Origin of the sequence: Nocardioides sp. zg-DK7169 (genome assembly GCF_013155365.1) — a bacterium.
In the GTDB taxonomy this organism is placed as follows: Bacteria; Actinomycetota; Actinomycetes; order Propionibacteriales; family Nocardioidaceae; genus Nocardioides.
Genome location: NZ_JABJRA010000019.1, coordinates 1 through 16,048, shown reverse-complemented (window position 1 = coordinate 16,048; position 16,048 = coordinate 1). Strand labels below are relative to the sequence as shown.

The following is a 16,048-nucleotide window of genomic DNA, read 5'->3' as shown; positions in this document are numbered from 1 at the left end:
CGTTGCCCGCGCTCAGCGGGGTGTTCAGGCCGAGGCCTCCGCCTTGGGGGCGTTGACGTCCTCGGGCAGGGCCGCCTTGGCGACCTCGACCAGCGCGTTGAACGCGGCGATGTCGTTGACGGCGAGGTCGGCGAGGACCTTGCGGTCGACCTCGACACCGGCCAGGCCGAGGCCCTGGATGAAGCGGTTGTACGTCATGCCCTGCGCACGAGCGGCCGCGTTGATGCGCTGGATCCACAGGCGACGGAAGTTGCCCTTGTTCTTGCGCCGGTCGTTGTAGCTGTAGACCAGCGAGTGGGTGACCTGCTCCTTGGCCTTGCGGTACAGGCGCGAGCGCTGGCCGCGGTAGCCGGCGGCGCGCTCGAGGGTCGTACGGCGCTTCTTCTGGGCGTTTACCGCCCGCTTGACGCGTGCCACTGTCTTACTCCTTGGTGCTCAAATGTCTCGGGTTGCTCAGGTCGGTTGCGTCGACCAGGGGTGGTGCAGGTCGGGTCAGCGACCGAGCAGCTTCTTCGCGCGCGGCACGTCGGCCTTGGCGACCTCGACGGTGCCGGTGAGGCGACGCGTGACCTTGGAGGCCTTCTTCTCGAGGTTGTGGCGCTTGCCGGCCTTCTCGCGAAGGATCTTGCCCGAGCCGGTCACGCGGAAGCGCTTGCCGGCACCGGAGTGGCTCTTGTTCTTCGGCATCAGTTGTCTCTCTCTCGTTGCTGCAGAACGCCCCGGTCGAGATGTCGAGGACTCGACCGGGTGTGCGTGCGACCTGCGGGAGTGTCAGGCCTCGATCTCGGGATCGAGGTTCTCGGAGCGGCCACGCTCCTTCTTCTGCGCCACCGGGCCGGCCAGGTGGGCGGCGTCGCGCTCGGCGCGCTCGGCTGCCACGTCGGCGGCACGCTCGGAGGCCTTGGCGTCCTTGGCCGCCTGCACGTCGACCTTGGCGTCGGCCTTCTTCTTGTGCGGGCCGAGGACCATGATCATGTTGCGGCCGTCCTGCTTCGGGGAGGACTCCACGAAGCCGAGGTCGGCCACGTCCTCCGCGAGGCGCTGGAGCAGGCGGAAGCCCAGCTCGGGGCGGTGCTGCTCGCGACCACGGAACATGATCGTGATCTTGACCTTGTCGCCGGCCTTGAGGAAGCGGACCACGTGGCCCTTCTTCGTCTCGTAGTCGTGCGCGTCGATCTTGGGACGAAGCTTCATCTCCTTGATGATCACGTTCGTCTGGTTGCGACGCGCCTCACGAGCCTTCTGGGCGTTCTCGTACTTGAACTTCCCGTAGTCCATGAGCTTGCAGACCGGGGGGCGCGCAGTCGGAGCAACCTCGACCAGGTCGAGGTCGGCCTCCTGCGCGAGGCGCAGCGCGTCAGCCGTCGGCACAATGCCGACGGTCTCGCCATTGGGTCCAACGAGGCGGACCTCGGAAACCCGGATCCGGTCGTTGATACGAAGCTCGGTGCTGATGTGTCCTCCTGATGGGGCTGTGGCCGGACGTCCTCGCGCCTTCGGGCCACTCACCTGTGATGAGGGCCGGAAACGACAAAAGGCTTCCGCTGTCTACAAGCGGAAGCCAGTCTCGACACGTCACCCACCAGGGATTCGTACCACCGGGACGGGGTCGTCACGTCTGGCGTGGGACCACATCTCAGGACCGGACCCGACGACCTGTGCTGCTGACCCTGCGGACAGGGCGGTCGATGCGGGTGGGAGACGAACGAGCCGACTCCGCTTGTCGGATCGGTTCCGTCGTGCGAGCACGGGGAACTGATCGGTCAACACCAGACCTTAGCCGAGGATTCCCCGGCAGCGCCAATCCGGCTAGGGACGGCCCTCGGGAGCCGCACCCGTCTCCTCGTCGGCCTCGGGGGCGGGCGCCAGCCACACCGGCTCGCCGTCGATGACCGCCGGGCGCCAGCCGTGCGCGACCGCGCGCAGGTCGTTGCCCTCGACGGCCAGGCGGACCGGGCCGGCGATGTCGATGACCAGCGCCGCGGCCTCCTCCTGGATCGCCGACTGGGCGGCCGCCTGGGCGGTGACCGGGACCGGACGGGCCTCAGGGTTCCAGGTGCGCAGGGGCTCGGTGCCGGTGAAGGCCAGCAGTCCCCGGCGACCGTCGGGGCTGGTCATCAGCACCGCCGCCATGTCGCTGCTCTTCTCGCGCGCGAGCCCGTCCTCGCCGATCTCGACGTCGCCGAGGACCGCGACCACCGGGACCAGCAGCCGGGTGCCGACCAGCGCGGCCAGCACCGCCACCCGCTCACCGGTGCCCGCGGCGTACGCCGCCAGCGCTGCGGCGAGGCGGGGGTCCTGCTCGCCGGTGTCGTCGGGGAACGCCGGACCGAGCAGCTGGCGCGCCCCGTGCTGGGCGTCGTGGCCGTGAGCGTGATCCGACATGGCGCCCAGTCTCTCACCCGGCTCTCACCCCACTCGCGAACGGGGCTGCCCGGCATCACCCGTTGTGGGAGGCTGAAGGGGTGGACGACGTCACCTGGACAGCACTCACGCTCACGCTGACGCTGCTCGGCGGCATCTGGACCTGGTTCGCGTTCCGGCGCCGGGGCCTGGCCGCCGGCCTGCGCGGCGCCGGCATCACGCTGCTGCCGCTCGCGGCCTACCTCACCGACACCCTGCGGATGTTCACCCGCATCGTCGATGCGATCTCCGACTGGGCGGTGCGCCTGGTCTTCAGCCCGATGGTGTGGGCCGGCGTGGTCGTCGCCGGCCTCGCGGTCACGCTGATCGTCGTGGCCCGCTTCATCGACTCCCGCACGGGAGCCCGGCCGGCCGCCGGCGCGGGCCGCCGTGCCGGCGCGGTGCCGGGCGGCACGACGAAGGGCGGCGCAAGCCCCGCGGGCGGCGCCGGGGCCACGGGCACCACCGGCGACAAGGAGCTCGACGAGATCGAGGCGCTCCTGCGCAGGCGCGGTATCTCCTGATGTCCACGGGGCGCAGCGGCCCCACAGCCGTGCCGCGCGGCGCCGTGTCGTCGGTGATCGCCCGCAACCGGCTCTGGAGCCGGCTCGACACCGCCGTGGCGGCGCACGACGAGCCGCTGGCCACACCGCTGGTGGTGGTCGACCTGGACGCCTTCGACGCCAACGCCGACGACCTGGTGCGCCGGGCCGGGGGCGTCCCGATCAGGGTCGCCTCCAAGTCGGTGCGCGTCCCCGCCCTGCTGGAGCGGGTGCTGGCACGCCCGGGCTTCCACGGCGTGCTCGCCTACACCCTCGCCGAGGCGCTGTGGCTGGAGGAGCGCGGGATCAGCGACGACCTGCTGGTCGCCTACCCCAGCGTCGACCGCGGCGCGCTGGCCCGGCTGGTGGCCTCCCCCACCGCCGCCGCCCGGATCACCTTGATGGTCGACTCCCCCGACCACCTCGACGTCGTCGACTCGGTCCGCAGCTCCCACGCCGTACCCGTCCGCGTCGCGATCGACGTCGATGCCGGCCTGCGGCTCGGTCCGGGCCACGTGGGCCCCAAGCGCTCCCCCCTCCACCGTCCCCAGCAGGTGCTGGCGCTCGCCCGCACCGTGCAGGCGCGTCCCGGCTTCCGCCTCGTCGGGGTGATGACCTACGAGGGCCAGGTCGCCGGGCTGCCCGACGCCGTGCCGACGCAACGGGCGCGCTCCGTGGTGGTGCGGGGCATCAAGACCGCCTCCACCGCCCAGCTCGCCACCCGGCGTCGCGCGGTGGCCGAGGCGCTCGCCGAGGTCGGCGAGCTGGAGCTGTGGAATGCCGGCGGCTCGGGCTCCCTGGAGTCCTCCGCCCAGGACCCGGTCGTCACCGAGGTCACCGCCGGCTCCGGGCTGCTGGCCCCCACCCTCTTCGACCACTACCGGTCCTTCCGGGCCCGCCCCGCAGCCTTCTACGGCCTCCCGGTCACCCGGCGCCCCGGTCCCGGCCTGGTGACCGTGCACGGCGGCGGGCTGGTCGCCTCCGGCCCGATCGGCGCGGACCGGCTGCCGACCCCGTGGGCCCCGGCCGGGCTCGAGCTGCTCCCGCTGGAGGGCGCCGGCGAGGTCCAGACCCCGCTGAGCGGCCCGGGCGCCGACCACCTCTCCATCGGTGACCTGGTGTGGTTCCGCCACGCGAAGTCCGGCGAGCTCTTCGAGCACACCAACCTGGCCCACCTGCTGCGCGGCGACCGGATCGCCGAGCAGACCCCCACCTACCGTGGCCACGGCCTCGCGTTCTGAGCCCGGGCCCGGCGCGGCCGCCGACCCGGCCCGCGTCGTGCTCGACCTCGCCCGCTCCCGGCCCGCCCGGCTCGGCTCCGGGCGGCTGGTCTGCCTCGACGGTCCCGCCGGGTCCGGCAAGAGCACCCTGGCCGCGGGGCTGCTGGCGCTGGCCCCCGCGGCCGTCGTCGTGCACACCGACGACCTGCTCGACGGCTGGGACGGGCTCCCCGGTCTGCCCGCCGCCCTCGCCGCGCTCGTGGCCCCGCTGGCCCGCGACGAGCCGTCGTCGTACCGCCGCTACGACTGGTACGCCGCGTGCTTCGCGAACCGCGTCGAGGTCGCGCCGGGCCCGCTGCTGGTGATCGAGGGCGTCGGGTCCGGCACCCGCGCGCTGGACGCGGTGCGCAGCCTGTTGGTCTGGGTCGACGCCCCCGCCGACGTGCGCCGCGAGCGCTGGCTGGCACGCGACGGCGCGGCGTCCGAGCCGCACCGGCAGCGCTGGGTCCCGGCGGAGCAGCGGCTCTTCGAGGCCGAGGGGACCCGGGCCCGCGCCGACCTGGTCCTCGACGGTTCCCGGCGGATGGGCGGCTGAGGCGGATCGGCGGACGCCGACCTAGGGTGGGCAGGTGCTTCCTCCCAGCGGTGACCAGTTCGAGATCTCGGCCGGCGGCTACCGCGCCGTGGTGACCGAGGGCGGCGCTGCCCTGCGCTCCCTCACCCACGGAGGGCGTGACCTGGTCGACGGCTTCGCCGTCGAGGAGATGGCCAGCGGCGGACGCGGCCAGGTCCTGATGCCGTGGCCCAACCGGATCCGCGACGGCCGCTACTCCCACGGCGGGCGCGAGCACCGGCTGGCGCTCACCGAGCCGTCGCGCCAGAACGCCTCGCACGGCCTGGCGCGCTGGGTCGCCTGGACGCTGGAGGAGCACACCTCGCGCTCGGTGGCGCTGACCCACCGGCTGATGGCCCAGAGCGGCTACCCGTGGACCGTCGACCTGCGCATCGTCTACGACCTCTCCGCCGACGGGCTCACGGTCACCCAGACCGCGACCAACCAGTCCGACGAGCCCGCGCCGTACGCCAGCGGGGCGCACCCCTACCTCTGCGTCGGCCCCGGCCCCGTGGACCGCCTCGAGCTCACCCTGCCGGCGGCGACCCGCATGCTCACCGACGACCGGCTGCTGCCGAGCGGCAGCGAGCCGGTCGAGGGGACCGCGTTCGACTTCCGGGTCACCCGGCCGCTGCGCGACCTCGCGCTCAACGACGCCTTCACCGACCTCCAGCGCGACTCCGAGGGGGTCGCCACGACCGTCCTGCGCGACCCCGCCAGCGGCCTCGGGGTGGCCCTGTGGGTCGACGGCGGACACCCGTGGCTGCAGCTCTACACCGCCGACGACGTGCCGGCCACCGCCCGCCGCTCGATCGCGGTCGAGCCGATGACCGCGCCCGCGGACGCGTTCAACAGCGGCGTCGACCTGGTCGAGCTGGGTCCGGCCGGCAGCGCGGACGACGAGCTCAGCGTGGCCTGGGGCATCCGCGCGCTCGATTGAGCGGGCCGGCCCGGGTCAGCCGCGGGCGGTCGGGTCCGAGTAGTGGTCGGCCAGCGCCCGCAGCTCGCGCACGGCCTGGTGGGCCCTGGCGCCGTCGGAGCCCTGGATGCCCATGGCCGAGATGGTGCTGCCGTCGCTCAGGTCGAGGGTCGCCCAGGGCGCGCCGGCGGGCAGCCGCACCGCGACCACCTCGGTCCACTCCAGCTGGCGGCGCTTGTAGCCGTTGATGACGACCAACCCGTCGCGGGTGCCGACGACGCGCGAGCGCACGAGTGCGTTCATCGCCGCCGCGGCCAGCGCGGCGAGGAAGAGGATGGTCGAGATCTGGAAGACCGTGAACTTCGCCCGGGTCTCCGCGTCGAAGGTGAACCAGGTGACCAGGCAGACGATCACCAGCGCGGACCCGAACAGGATGCCCGCGAGCCGGGGGCCCAGCGGGCGCCAGGTGCGCGGGAGGTCGGGAAGGCGAGCGGCCTCAGAGTCGGCAGGCATTGATCTCCGTCAGCAGGATCCCACGGGCCCCGAGCTCCCAGAGCTGGTCCATCAGCCGCTGCGAACCGGCGCGGGGCACCATCGCCCGCACGGCCACCCAGCCCTCGCGGTGCAGCGGGGAGACCGTCGGGCTCTCGATCCCCGGGGTGAGCGCCACCGCGGCCTGGACCCGGTCGCGGTCGATGTCGTAGTCCATCATCACGTAGCTGCGCGCGACCAGGACGCCGTCGATGCGGCGCTTGAAGGTCTCGTAGCCCGTCGGGACGTCGCCACCACGCGTGATGACGACCGCCTCGGACTCCAGGATCGTGTCGCCGAAGACCTCCAGGCCGGCCTGGCGCAGGGTGCTGCCGGTCTCCACGACATCGGCGATCGCGTCGGCGACCCCGAGCTGGATGCTGGTCTCCACGGCGCCGTCGAGGCGGACCACGTCGGCCTTGATGCCGCGCTGGTCCAGGAACGCCCGCACGACCCCGTCGTACGACGTGGCGATGCGCGCGCCCTCGAGGTCGGCCACGGAGGAGAAGGCACCGCGCGGCCCGGCGAAGCGGAACCGGCTGCGCCCGAACCCGAGCGGCAGCACCTCGTCGGCCTCGGCGCCGGAGTCCTGGAGCAGGTCGCGGCCGGTGATGCCGACGTCGAGGGTGCCCTTGCCGACGTACAGCGCGATGTCGCGGGGGCGCAGGTAGAAGAACTCGACGCCGTTCTCGACGTCGGTGAGCGCGAGCTGCTTGGAGTCGACGCGCTGGCGGTAGCCGGCCTCGCGCAGGATCTCCTGCGCGGACTGCGAGAGCGAGCCCTTGTTGGGCACCGCGACACGGAGCAGGGGCGCCGTCGCGGACGTGGCCGCGGAGGCGGGGACTGGCTGGGACACGGGGGTTCCTCTACAGGTGGGTGTAGACGTCGTCGAGCTCGAGGCCGCTGGCGAGCATGAGCACCTGGGCGTGGTAGAGCAGCTGGCTGATCTCCTCGGCCGCCCGCTCCTTGCCCTCGTGCTCGGCCGCCATCCAGGACTCGGCGGCCTCCTCCACCAGCTTCTTGCCGATCGCATGGACCCCGGCGTCGAGCTGTGCCACGGTGCCGGATCCTGCAGGGCGGGTCCGGGCCTTCTCGGACAGCTCGGACCAGAGCTCGTCGAACGTCTTCACGGGCAACCAGACTAGGTGGTCCCCGCCCCGCGAGCACCAGCGGGATGCAGGACTGGACAGGGTGGCGCCTGTCGGACGCACGGATCGCCACGACGGAGGAATCGACTGATACCTTCTCGCCCATGGGCAACGGGGCGGCGCTCGGCGATGAGCAGCGCCGTTTCCACGCGGCAGTGGTGGTCGCCTCGCTGCTGGCGCTGGTCTTCGCGATCCTGCTCAGCCCGGCCATGCCCGAGGGGGTGCGTAGCGCCGCCAGCGCGACCGGCCTGATCACCTCCGCCCTGGTCGGCACCGTCTCCTTCCTGCCGCGCATCCGCGGCACCAGCGGGCGCCGACGGCGCTCGTGGGTGCTCATCGCGGGAGCCGGGCTCGCGGCCATGGTGGGCAACCTGTGGGCCGCGTTCGTCGGCTCGACCGCGTTCGTGTCCGCGCGCACGGTCAGCGACATCACCATCTCGACCGCGCTGGTCCTCTCCACCGCCGCCCTGCTGAGCTTCCCGACCCCGCGGCGCCGCGGGATCGACAAGTCCCTGCTGGTCCTCGACGGCATCGTGATCACCAGCGGCATGCTGGTGATCGCCTCGATCACCGTCTACGAACGGATCCTGGGCACCTCCGAGGGCCCCGCCGCCATCGGGGTGATGACCCTGGTCATCCCCGCCCTCGACCTGCTGCTCGCGACCGTCGCGCTGCTGCTCTTCCTGCGCAGCAGCCCGGCGGACCGCCGCCAGTTCGGCCTGATCGCCGCCGGCTTCGTGATGTACACGATGTCCGACCTGGCCTTCGCCGTGCTCACCGTCGAGGAGGACTTCGAGTTCGGCAGCCTGCTGGACCTCGGCTGGATCGCCGGCTACCTGCTGATCGGCCTCGCGGCCTGGTACCCCCGCCGAGAGACCCGACGGGCGACCGCCCCCGACGTCTCCGACGCCCGCGACGTGCTGATCGTGTACGTCGTGGTGCTGCTCGCCGGGGTCGTGCAGGTCGTGCTCCCGCTCGAGCACCGCTTCGGCAAGGTGCAGGGGATGCTGTGGTGCGTCCTGATCCTCGCGGTCGGCGCGCGCCAGGCGATGCTCACCTTCGACAACTCCCGGCTGCGGCGCGGGCTCGAGCGCCAGGTGCGCGAGCAGACCGCGGACCTGCGCCGGATGGCCCGTCAGAACCAGGTGCTGGTCTCCTCCGTGGGCGACGGCATCTACGGCGTCGACGAGCACGGCGCCCTCACCTTCCTCAACCCCTCCGGCGCCCGCGCGCTGGGCTACCGGCCCGACGACCTGCTCGGCCGCGACGCCCACCAGCTGTTCCACGCGCCCACCGTCGACGGCGCGCCGTACCCGTGGAGCGGCTGCTACATCGCGGAGGCGATCCGCGAGCGCAAGGTGACGCTGGCCGAGAGCGACACGTACGTGCGCGCCGACGGCCACACCTTCCCCGTCGAGATCACCGCGAGCCCGCTGGTCGACGGCGACGAGGACCGCGAGGACGACGAGGTGGTCCGCGGCGCCGTGGTCGTCTTCCGCGACATGACCCAGCGCCGCGAGGTCGACCGGATGAAGAACGAGTTCGTCTCGGTGGTCAGCCACGAGCTGCGCACCCCGCTGACCTCGATCCGCGGCTCCCTCGGCCTGCTCGCCGGCGGGGCGCTCGGCCCCCTGGAGCCTGCCGCCCAGTCGATGGCCAACGTCGCGCTGGAGAGCACCGAGCGGCTGACCCGGCTGATCAACGACATCCTCGACCTGGAGCGCATCGAGTCCGAGAACGTGCCCCTCGACCTGTCCACCCACGACGCGGTCGACCTGATCACCACCTCCGCGGTCGAGCTCGCGGCGATGGCCCAGGACGTCGGCGTGAGCATCGAGGTCGGCCCCGCCTCCGGGCGCGTGGTCGCCGACCGCGACCGGGTCGCGCAGGCGCTGACCAACCTGATCGGCAACGCCGTGAAGTTCTCCGACCCCGGTGCCCGGGTCACGTTGTGCGCCGAGCCCGGGCCCGACGAGGTCACCTTCCAGGTGGTCGACAGCGGCCGCGGCATCCCCCAGGACCGGCTCCACGCCGTGTTCGAGCGCTTCCAGCAGGTCGACTCCACCGACGCCCGGGAGAAGGGCGGCACCGGGCTGGGCCTGACCATCAGCCGCGGCATCATCGAGCGCCACGGAGGCCGGATCTGGGCGGAGAGCACCGTCGGCGTCGGCACCACCGTCTCCTTCACCCTGCCGACCCCCCACGTCACCCGCGCGAGCGCCGGTCCGGCCACGATCTCCCTTCTCGGCGGCGACCCCGCCACCGCCGAGGAGATCCGCACCCGGCTCGAGCACAGCGGGCACACCGCCGTCGTGGAGGGCAGCGCCCCCGGCGCCGCGGCGCCCGCGCCACTCACCGTGCTCCTCGACCCCGTCGACGACACCGACCACGACCGCCTCCTGGAGACGGTCGGGGCCGCCCTCTCGAGCGCCGGCGGCACGGCCCGCGGCGACGCGGGCCTGGTCGCGCTCGACGACGCACCGTCCGCCCCCCGACACCGCAGCGGCCCGGTCGTGGCCTACCGGCGGGCCGGCACCGACCCCACCACGCCCGAGCTGCTCGGCACCATCCTGGCCCTGGCGGCCGCGACCCGACCCACGAACGGAGAGTCCCCTTGAGCACTGCCCACCCGGTGGCCTACATCCCGAGCACCGGCGGGGTGGACATCACGCTGCGCAAGGCGGTCGGCCTCGGCCGCACCCGCCTGGCCGCGTTCGACCACGCCCTGCTCGGCGCCGGCATCGCCGACCGCAACCTGATCGTCCTCTCCTCGGTCATCCCCCCGGGCAGCCGCATCCGCGAGATCGAGGACGTCGCCGCGGAGCCGATCGGCGGCGGCCACGGCGACCGGCTGTTCTGCGTGCTCGCCGCTGCGTACGCCGAGGCGCCCGGCCAGGAGGCGTGGGCCGGCATCGGCTGGGTCGTCGACGACGCGACCGGCGCGGGCCTGTTCGTCGAGCACGTCGCGACCTCGGAGGCCGAGCTCGAGCACCTGATCCACGCCACCCTGGGCGACATGGTCGAGAACCGCGGCGGCGGCTACGGCCCCGTGCAGAGCCTGACCACCTCGGCGACCTACGTCGACCGTCCGACCGCCGCCCTCACCGTCGCGGCGTACACCACCATCCCCTGGAGCACCGATGTCCGCTGACGCACTCCGGATCACCGTCGCGACCGACGTCGACGAGGAGACCTCGGCGCGCTACTACGAGCTCTACCGCGAGACCTTCGGCGAGCTGGAGATCCGCGCCGCGGCCCGTCAGGTGCTCCACGAGGAGGAGTTCCTCGAGGAGATGCACGACCCGCGGGTGATGAAGTACCTCGCCGTCGACGCCGACGACCAGGTGATCGGGATGACCACCCTGACCCGCGACCTCGCCACGGTGCCGTGGATCAGCCCGGCGTACTTCGCCCACCACTACCCCGAGCAGACCGAGCGCAACGCGGTCTACTACCTGGGGTTCACCCTGGTGCGCCACGCCCGCCGCCAGCAGCACGTCTTCGCCTCGATGATCTCGGTGCTGACCGACCTGATCATCTCCGAGCGGGCCGTCTGCGCGTGGGACATGTGCCACTACAACGACGAGGTCCTCGGCCTGGGCCCGGCCATCTCGCAGATGCTGGCCAGCCGCACCGAGCTCGACGTGCACCCGATCGACCGCCAGACCTACTTCGCCGCGGTCTGCGCCGGAGGCGGGAGTGCGGGCCAGGACCTCTCACGCTGACACGCCCGGGCCTCGGGGCCCGGCGCACTGGCTAGGATGGCTCGGCCGGACCGACCGGCTCCCCGAGGAGGACACGGCCATCATGACGCGTGGTGCGCCGCAGGGCGTTCCCTGTGTGCTCGTCGTCGACGACGACGACTCGATCCGCGAGATCACCCGCATCGCCCTGGAGGTCGTCGGCGGCTGGCAGGTCACGATCGCGTCCGGCGGGCGCGAGGCGCTGGACCTGGCCGAGGAGCGCGACTTCGACGCGGTGCTGCTCGACGTGATGATGCCGGAGATGGACGGCCCGACGACCTTCGCGCACCTGCGCGAGCGCCCGGCGACGCGTGACCTTCCCGTGGTCCTGCTGACTGCCAAGGTGCAGACCGGTGACCACCAGGTGTGGGACCGCCTCGACGTCGCCGGCGTGATCTCGAAGCCCTTCGACCCGATGACCCTCGCCGGCGACGTCGCCGCGATGCTGGGCTGGAGCCCTCAGGCGTCGTAGCCCCGCTTGACCCGCTTGAGGGTCTGGGCGGTGAGCAGCGCGGCCGCGGTGGCCTCGTAGCCCTTGTCCTCGCGCGACCCCGCCAGGCCGGCGCGGTCGAGGGCCTGCAGGTCGTCGTCGCAGGTGAGCACGCCGAAGCCGACGGCCACGGTGTGGTCGAGGGCCACCCGGGTCAGCCCGTCGGTGGCGGCGCTGCAGACGTACTCGAAGTGCGGCGTGCCGCCGCGGATGACCACCCCGAGGGCGATCACGGCGTCGTGGCCCTGGGCGGCCAGCGCCGAGGCCACGACCGGGAGCTCGAACGTGCCGGGCACCCGGACCACGACCGGCGCCTCGACGCGGTAGTCCGCGAAGGCGCGCTCCGCGCCCGCGAGCAGCCCCTCCATGACCTGGTCGTGCCAGGTCGCGGCCACCACCGCGACTCGCAGGTCGTGGCAGTCGACGACTGGCTGGGTGGGTGCTCCGGCTCCGCTCATCGCGGTCCTCCGTTCAGGTCGGACGGTTCTTCGTGGGTCAGCGGGACTGCCGCGCGGACGGCCGCAGCCTCGTCGTGGCGGGCCAGGTCGGGCAGCAGGTGGCCCATCCGGTCCCGCTTGGCCAGCAGGTAGGCCAGGTTGTGGTCGTTCGGGTGCGGGGTGAGCGGTACCCGCTCGGCCACGGCGATCCCGTACTCCTCCAGGTCGCCGACCTTGCCGGGGTTGTTGGTCAGCAGCCGCACCGTGGAGACGCCGAGGTCCTTGAGGACCTGGGTCGCGGTGCCGTAGTGGCGCGCGTCGGCGGGCAGCCCCAGGTCGAGGTTGGCGTCCACGGTGTCGCGGCCGCCGTCCTGGAGCTGGTAGGCCTGCAGCTTGGCCACCAGGCCGATCCCCCGGCCCTCGTGGCCGCGCAGGTAGACGATGATGCCGCGCCCCTCGGCCACCACCCGCTCCATGGCCTCCTCCAGCTGCGGCCCGCAGTCGCAGCGGTGGCTGCCGAACACGTCGCCGGTCAGGCACTCGGAGTGCACCCGGGTCAGGACCGGCTCGGGGCCGGAGACGTCGCCGTGCACCAGGGCGACGTGCTCGGAGCCGTCGACGGTGATCCGGTAGCCGTACGCCGTGAAGTCGCCGTGGCGGGTGGGCAGCCGGGTCTCGGCGACCCGCTCCACGTGGTTCTCGTGGCGGCGGCGGTACTTCACCAGGTCGTCGATGGAGATCATCGCCAGCCCGTGCTCGTCGGCGAACTCGCGCAGCTCGGGCGCCCGCTTCATCGTGCCGTCGTCGTTGACCACCTCGACCAGCACGCCAGCGGGGGTCAGCCCGGCGAGCATCGCCAGGTCGACCGCGGCCTCGGTGTGGCCGCGGCGCACCAGCACGCCGCCCTCGCGGTAGCGCAGCGGGAAGACGTGCCCGGGGCGGGTGATGTCCCACGGCTCGGTGGCGGAGTCGGCCAGCACCCGGGCGGTGTGGGCGCGGTCGGCCGCGGAGATGCCGGTGCTCACGCCGTCGCGGGCGTCCACCGAGATCGTGTACGCGGTGCGCAGCTTGTCCTTGTTGTGCGGCGTCATCAGCGGGATCTCGAGGCGGTCGAGCATGTCGCCGGGCATCGGCACGCAGATCACGCCGCTGGAGTGGCGGATCGTGAAGGCCATCAGCTCCGGGGTGGCCTTGCTCGCGGCGAAGATGATGTCGCCCTCGTTCTCGCGGCCCTCGTCGTCGACGACCACGACCGCCTTGCCGGCGGCGATGTCGGCGACGGCCCGCTCGACCGGGTCGAGGCGGACACCGCCGTGCTGCGGGCGCTCGGACGGGATGCTCATGTGATGACTCCTTCGGGGACGCGGTCGGCGAGGGGTGCGACCGGGGTGGTGCGAGAGGTGCGCTCGATGCGCCACCAGCTGAGGAAGCCGGCGACGCAGAAGGCGCCGTAGAAGAGGTACATGCCGGCCGTGGGGTAGTAGCCGGCCCGGATCAGGGACGTCACGCCGACGACGTCGACGGCCACCCAGATCAGCCAGAACTCCACCCAGCCGCGGGCCATCCCCCAGGTCGCGAGCAACGACCCGGTGAGGATCCAGGCCTCGGTCGCCGGGCCCCACGAGCCGAGCTCGCGCAGCACGACGTACGCCGTGGCGTAGCCGAGGACGGCCACGCCGGCGAGGAGCAGGCGCTCGCGTCGGCTGGCCCAGCGCGGCACGACCGCGAGGCCGCCGTCGCCGCGGGAGCGGGTCCAGCACCACCAGCCGAACAGCGACATCGCCGCGAACACGACCTGGCGGCCGGCCTGGCCCCACAGCGGCTCGGCGACGGCGTTGCTGAGCGAGCCGCTGACGAAGACGGTGAAGAGCAGGACGTTGCCGAGCAGCCCGACCGGCCACGCCCAGACCAGGCGGCGCATGCCGAGCAGGGCGCTGCCGAGGCCGAAGACGTTGCCGACCACCTCGGGGACCGACAGGTAGCCGCCGGCCACCGCGATCTCCCCGGTGAGGAGCCAGTCGAGCATCAGCCCTCCTGGGCGGGCAGGTGGCCGGCGAGCAGCTTCTCGACGTGCTTGGCGATGACGTCGGCCTCGAGGTTGACCAGGGCACCGACCGGCTTGGTGCCCAGGACGGTGCGCGCGAGGGTCTCGGGGATCAGGCTGACGGTGAGGCGGTCCTCGCCGACGGTCACGACGGTGAGGCTGACCCCGTCGATCGTGATCGAGCCCTTGTCCACGACGTAGCGGGTCAGCGCGGCGGGGACCGAGACCTCCACCAGCTCCCAGTGCTCGCTCGGCGTGCGGGACAGGATCGTGCCCACCCCGTCGACGTGGCCCTGGACGATGTGCCCACCGAGGCGCTTCTCGACGGTGACGGCACGCTCGAGGTTGACCCGGTCGCCGGGCGCGACGCCCTGCAGCGCGGTCTTGTCGAGGGTCTCCTGCATGACGTCGGCGACCCAGGTGTCCTCGGTGCGCTCCGCGACCGTGAGGCAGCAGCCGTTCACGGCGATGGAGTCACCGAGCCCGGTGTCCTCCAGCACGGTGGCGGCGCGGATGGTGAGCCTGATGGCGTCACCCTGGTCCTGGACCGCCTCGACGGTGCCGAGCTCTTCGACGATTCCGGTGAACATCAGGACTCCTGTTCGGCTGGTGCGCAGTGCATCGTGAGACGCACGTTCGGCTGGTCCGCGCCCTCGGCGGGCAGCACCGTCACGTCGGTGACGGTGGGCCGCAGGGCGGCGGAGATGGTGGTGATGCCCAGGTCCGCGACGGCGTTCGTGCCCGCGCCCAGGAGCAGAGGGGCGACGTAGGCGACGATCTCGTCGACGAGGCCGGCCCGCAGGAAGGCGGCGGCGAGGGTCGGTCCGCCCTCGAGGAACACGTGCTGGCGGTCGCGGGCCGCGAGCGCGGCGAGCGCGGTGTGCGGGTCGCGGGTGCGCAGCCGGAGGGTCTCGGCGTCGGCGTTGAAGACCCGGTGGCCCGGGTCGAGCTCGCGCTCCCCCATCACCGCGCGCAGCGGCTGGTGCGGCAGCGCGACGCCGTCGTCGTCGCGCACCGTGAGCAGCGGGTCGTCGGCAGCGATGGTCCCGGTGCCGACGAGCATCGTGTCGCACAGGGCGCGCAGCCGGTGGGTGTCGCGGCGCGCGGCGCTCGAGCTGACCCAGCGGCTGGTGCCGTCGGCGGCGGCGCTGCGGCCGTCGAGGGTGGCGGCGAACTTCCAGGTCACGAACGGGCGCCCGTGCACCATCGCGAAGCTCCACACCCGGTTGAGCTCCTGGGCGTCCTCCGCGAGCAGGCCGCCCTCGACCTCGACGCCGGCCGCGCGCAGGGTCTGCGCCCCGCCGGCCGCGACCGCGTTGGGGTCGGCCTGGGCGTACACCACCCGGCGTACGCCGGCCTCGACCAGCGCCCGGGCGCACGGCCCGGTCCGGCCGGTGTGGTTGCAGGGCTCCAGGGTGACGACCGCGGTGGTGCCGCGCGCGGCGGCGCCGGCCCGTGAGAGGGCGTTGGCCTCGGCGTGGGGCGTACCGGCCCCGCGGTGGTGGCCCTCGGCCACGACGCTTCCGTCGTCGGCCAGCAGGACGCAGCCGACGCGCGGGTTGGGCCCCAGCGGGACCCCCGGGGTCCCGGCCAGCTCGAGGGCGCGCAGCATCGCGTCGCGCTCGGCGGCGGAGAACGTCATCGGTGGGCCCTTGTCGTCCGGTCGCGGACTCCGGGGCCGGACAGGGCGCCCCGGGCTCGTCCGCGAGGGACGGGCGGGGTCACCTGCGTGCGTCTTCCCATCCGGACTTTAACCGTCGGTCCAGGAGTTACACCTGGTCAGCCGGTCACTGGATGTGACCGGGTCGCGGACTTTCACCGCCGGCTCGGAATTGCACCGACCCCAGAGCACGCGAGTTGTGAACTCGTCAGCGCAAAGTCTGCCACAGCCGCGCGGGAGCGCTACGTGGGTTCCGACACGCGGAATTTCGTGGCTCGGTGCACGGGTCCCGGGGGGG

The 16,048-nt window shown here is 73.0% G+C and carries 20 protein-coding genes and 1 riboswitch; of the genes, 8 read left to right on the top strand and 12 right to left on the bottom strand.

All coding sequences use genetic code 11. From position 1 onward, the window contains the following. Window positions 1-24: 24 nt before the first annotated feature. The 4 genes from rplT to HOQ23_RS20135 form a co-directional block, all read right to left on the bottom strand. The gene (rplT, locus tag HOQ23_RS20150; RefSeq protein WP_166139911.1) at window positions 25-417 is read right to left on the bottom strand and encodes a 50S ribosomal protein L20; all 393 of its coding nucleotides are present in this window, start codon (window positions 415-417) and stop codon (window positions 25-27) included. Between the two features lie 75 nt (window positions 418-492). Next, a complete protein-coding gene (gene rpmI / locus HOQ23_RS20145) occupies window positions 493-687 on the bottom strand; it encodes a 50S ribosomal protein L35 (RefSeq protein WP_028471567.1) in 195 nt (64 codons plus the stop codon). Between the two features lie 84 nt (window positions 688-771). Further along, window positions 772-1,509 (bottom strand): translation initiation factor IF-3, encoded by a 738-nt coding sequence (gene infC / locus HOQ23_RS20140; RefSeq protein WP_172217367.1) that lies wholly within the window; start codon window positions 1,507-1,509, stop codon window positions 772-774. Window positions 1,510-1,809: 300 nt separating this feature from the next. After that, window positions 1,810-2,385, bottom strand: a complete 576-nt coding sequence (locus HOQ23_RS20135) for an SseB family protein (RefSeq protein WP_172217365.1) — start codon at window positions 2,383-2,385, stop codon at window positions 1,810-1,812. An 80-nt stretch (window positions 2,386-2,465) separates the two neighbouring features. On the opposite strand from HOQ23_RS20135, the gene HOQ23_RS20130 reads away from it, so the two are divergent. The 4 genes from HOQ23_RS20130 to HOQ23_RS20115 are packed head-to-tail and all read left to right on the top strand — an operon-like array spanning window position 2,466 to window position 5,718. Continuing rightward, on the top strand, window positions 2,466-2,927 hold the full coding sequence (locus HOQ23_RS20130) for a cellulose synthase (protein WP_172217363.1): 462 nt from the start codon (window positions 2,466-2,468) through the stop codon (window positions 2,925-2,927). After that, complete coding sequence (locus HOQ23_RS20125) at window positions 2,927-4,186, top strand: amino acid deaminase/aldolase (protein ID WP_172217361.1); 1,260 nt, start codon at window positions 2,927-2,929, stop codon at window positions 4,184-4,186. The genes HOQ23_RS20130 and HOQ23_RS20125 overlap by 1 nt, the downstream gene beginning before the upstream one ends. Then, entirely contained in the window at window positions 4,164-4,760 is a 597-nt protein-coding gene (locus tag HOQ23_RS20120; protein ID WP_367650599.1) for a 4-amino-4-deoxy-L-arabinose transferase, read from the top strand. Before HOQ23_RS20125 ends, HOQ23_RS20120 begins: the two co-directional genes overlap by 23 nt. Before the next feature lie 34 nt (window positions 4,761-4,794). Beyond that, a complete protein-coding gene (locus HOQ23_RS20115; protein WP_172217359.1) occupies window positions 4,795-5,718 on the top strand; it encodes an aldose 1-epimerase family protein in 924 nt (307 codons plus the stop codon). A gap of 15 nt (window positions 5,719-5,733) precedes the next feature. On the opposite strand, the gene HOQ23_RS20110 is transcribed toward HOQ23_RS20115, so the two are convergent. The 3 genes from HOQ23_RS20110 to HOQ23_RS20100 are packed head-to-tail and all read right to left on the bottom strand — an operon-like array spanning window position 5,734 to window position 7,358. After that, window positions 5,734-6,210, bottom strand: coding sequence for a PH domain-containing protein (locus HOQ23_RS20110; RefSeq protein WP_172217357.1), 477 nt, complete (start codon window positions 6,208-6,210; stop codon window positions 5,734-5,736). Next, window positions 6,194-7,036, bottom strand: coding sequence for an ATP phosphoribosyltransferase (gene hisG, locus HOQ23_RS20105; RefSeq protein ID WP_172217406.1), 843 nt, complete (start codon window positions 7,034-7,036; stop codon window positions 6,194-6,196). The genes HOQ23_RS20110 and hisG overlap by 17 nt, the downstream gene beginning before the upstream one ends. Window positions 7,037-7,094: 58 nt before the next feature. Further along, the gene (locus HOQ23_RS20100; RefSeq protein WP_153322989.1) at window positions 7,095-7,358 is read right to left on the bottom strand and encodes a phosphoribosyl-ATP diphosphatase; all 264 of its coding nucleotides are present in this window, start codon (window positions 7,356-7,358) and stop codon (window positions 7,095-7,097) included. 122 nt (window positions 7,359-7,480) lie between these two features. On the opposite strand from HOQ23_RS20100, the gene HOQ23_RS20095 reads away from it, so the two are divergent. The 4 genes from HOQ23_RS20095 to HOQ23_RS20080 all read left to right on the top strand — a co-directional run bounded on the left by HOQ23_RS20095 (window position 7,481) and on the right by HOQ23_RS20080 (window position 11,591). Then, window positions 7,481-9,994 (top strand): cell wall metabolism sensor histidine kinase WalK, encoded by a 2,514-nt coding sequence (locus HOQ23_RS20095; RefSeq protein ID WP_172217355.1) that lies wholly within the window; start codon window positions 7,481-7,483, stop codon window positions 9,992-9,994. Then, the gene (locus HOQ23_RS20090) at window positions 9,991-10,527 is read left to right on the top strand and encodes a pyruvoyl-dependent arginine decarboxylase (RefSeq protein WP_216654485.1); all 537 of its coding nucleotides are present in this window, start codon (window positions 9,991-9,993) and stop codon (window positions 10,525-10,527) included. Before HOQ23_RS20095 ends, HOQ23_RS20090 begins: the two co-directional genes overlap by 4 nt. Then, entirely contained in the window at window positions 10,517-11,101 is a 585-nt protein-coding gene (locus HOQ23_RS20085; protein ID WP_172217353.1) for a hypothetical protein, read from the top strand. Before HOQ23_RS20090 ends, HOQ23_RS20085 begins: the two co-directional genes overlap by 11 nt. A gap of 82 nt (window positions 11,102-11,183) precedes the next feature. Next, window positions 11,184-11,591, top strand: a complete 408-nt coding sequence (locus HOQ23_RS20080) for a response regulator (protein WP_172217351.1) — start codon at window positions 11,184-11,186, stop codon at window positions 11,589-11,591. Here the strand turns inward: HOQ23_RS20080 and ribH are convergent. The 5 genes from ribH to ribD are packed head-to-tail and all read right to left on the bottom strand — an operon-like array spanning window position 11,579 to window position 15,732. Further along, window positions 11,579-12,067 carry a 6,7-dimethyl-8-ribityllumazine synthase gene (gene ribH / locus HOQ23_RS20075; protein ID WP_172217349.1) on the bottom strand — a complete coding sequence of 163 codons (489 nt, stop codon included), beginning with the start codon at window positions 12,065-12,067 and terminating at the stop codon, window positions 11,579-11,581. The genes HOQ23_RS20080 and ribH overlap by 13 nt on opposite strands. Continuing rightward, window positions 12,064-13,389, bottom strand: a complete 1,326-nt coding sequence (locus HOQ23_RS20070; RefSeq protein ID WP_253945737.1) for a bifunctional 3,4-dihydroxy-2-butanone-4-phosphate synthase/GTP cyclohydrolase II — start codon at window positions 13,387-13,389, stop codon at window positions 12,064-12,066. Before HOQ23_RS20070 ends, ribH begins: the two co-directional genes overlap by 4 nt. After that, window positions 13,386-14,072, bottom strand: coding sequence for a nicotinamide mononucleotide transporter family protein (locus HOQ23_RS20065; RefSeq protein ID WP_172217347.1), 687 nt, complete (start codon window positions 14,070-14,072; stop codon window positions 13,386-13,388). Before HOQ23_RS20065 ends, HOQ23_RS20070 begins: the two co-directional genes overlap by 4 nt. After that, complete coding sequence (locus tag HOQ23_RS20060) at window positions 14,072-14,680, bottom strand: riboflavin synthase (RefSeq protein WP_172217345.1); 609 nt, start codon at window positions 14,678-14,680, stop codon at window positions 14,072-14,074. The genes HOQ23_RS20065 and HOQ23_RS20060 overlap by 1 nt, the downstream gene beginning before the upstream one ends. Continuing rightward, window positions 14,680-15,732 (bottom strand): bifunctional diaminohydroxyphosphoribosylaminopyrimidine deaminase/5-amino-6-(5-phosphoribosylamino)uracil reductase RibD, encoded by a 1,053-nt coding sequence (gene ribD / locus HOQ23_RS20055; protein ID WP_253945736.1) that lies wholly within the window; start codon window positions 15,730-15,732, stop codon window positions 14,680-14,682. Before ribD ends, HOQ23_RS20060 begins: the two co-directional genes overlap by 1 nt. Window positions 15,733-15,815: 83 nt before the next feature. After that, window positions 15,816-15,946, bottom strand: a riboswitch (FMN riboswitch). Between the last annotated feature and the right edge of the window lie 102 nt (window positions 15,947-16,048).

Excerpts from the sequence above, each read along its gene's own strand:
- rpmI (WP_028471567.1), bottom strand. The coding sequence starts at position 687 with ATGCCGAAGAACAAGAGCCACTCCGGTGCCGGCAAGCGCTTCCGCGTG.
- HOQ23_RS20135 (WP_172217365.1), bottom strand. The coding sequence starts at position 2,385 with ATGTCGGATCACGCTCACGGCCACGACGCCCAGCACGGGGCGCGCCAG.
- HOQ23_RS20125 (WP_172217361.1), top strand. The coding sequence starts at position 2,927 with ATGTCCACGGGGCGCAGCGGCCCCACAGCCGTGCCGCGCGGCGCCGTG.
- HOQ23_RS20110 (WP_172217357.1), bottom strand. The coding sequence starts at position 6,210 with ATGCCTGCCGACTCTGAGGCCGCTCGCCTTCCCGACCTCCCGCGCACC.
- HOQ23_RS20095 (WP_172217355.1), top strand. The coding sequence starts at position 7,481 with ATGGGCAACGGGGCGGCGCTCGGCGATGAGCAGCGCCGTTTCCACGCG.
- HOQ23_RS20085 (WP_172217353.1), top strand. The coding sequence starts at position 10,517 with ATGTCCGCTGACGCACTCCGGATCACCGTCGCGACCGACGTCGACGAG.
- HOQ23_RS20080 (WP_172217351.1), top strand. The coding sequence starts at position 11,184 with ATGACGCGTGGTGCGCCGCAGGGCGTTCCCTGTGTGCTCGTCGTCGAC.
- ribH (WP_172217349.1), bottom strand. The coding sequence starts at position 12,067 with ATGAGCGGAGCCGGAGCACCCACCCAGCCAGTCGTCGACTGCCACGAC.
- HOQ23_RS20070 (WP_253945737.1), bottom strand. The coding sequence starts at position 13,389 with ATGAGCATCCCGTCCGAGCGCCCGCAGCACGGCGGTGTCCGCCTCGAC.
- HOQ23_RS20065 (WP_172217347.1), bottom strand. The coding sequence starts at position 14,072 with ATGCTCGACTGGCTCCTCACCGGGGAGATCGCGGTGGCCGGCGGCTAC.
- HOQ23_RS20060 (WP_172217345.1), bottom strand. The coding sequence starts at position 14,680 with ATGTTCACCGGAATCGTCGAAGAGCTCGGCACCGTCGAGGCGGTCCAG.
- ribD (WP_253945736.1), bottom strand. The coding sequence starts at position 15,732 with ATGACGTTCTCCGCCGCCGAGCGCGACGCGATGCTGCGCGCCCTCGAG.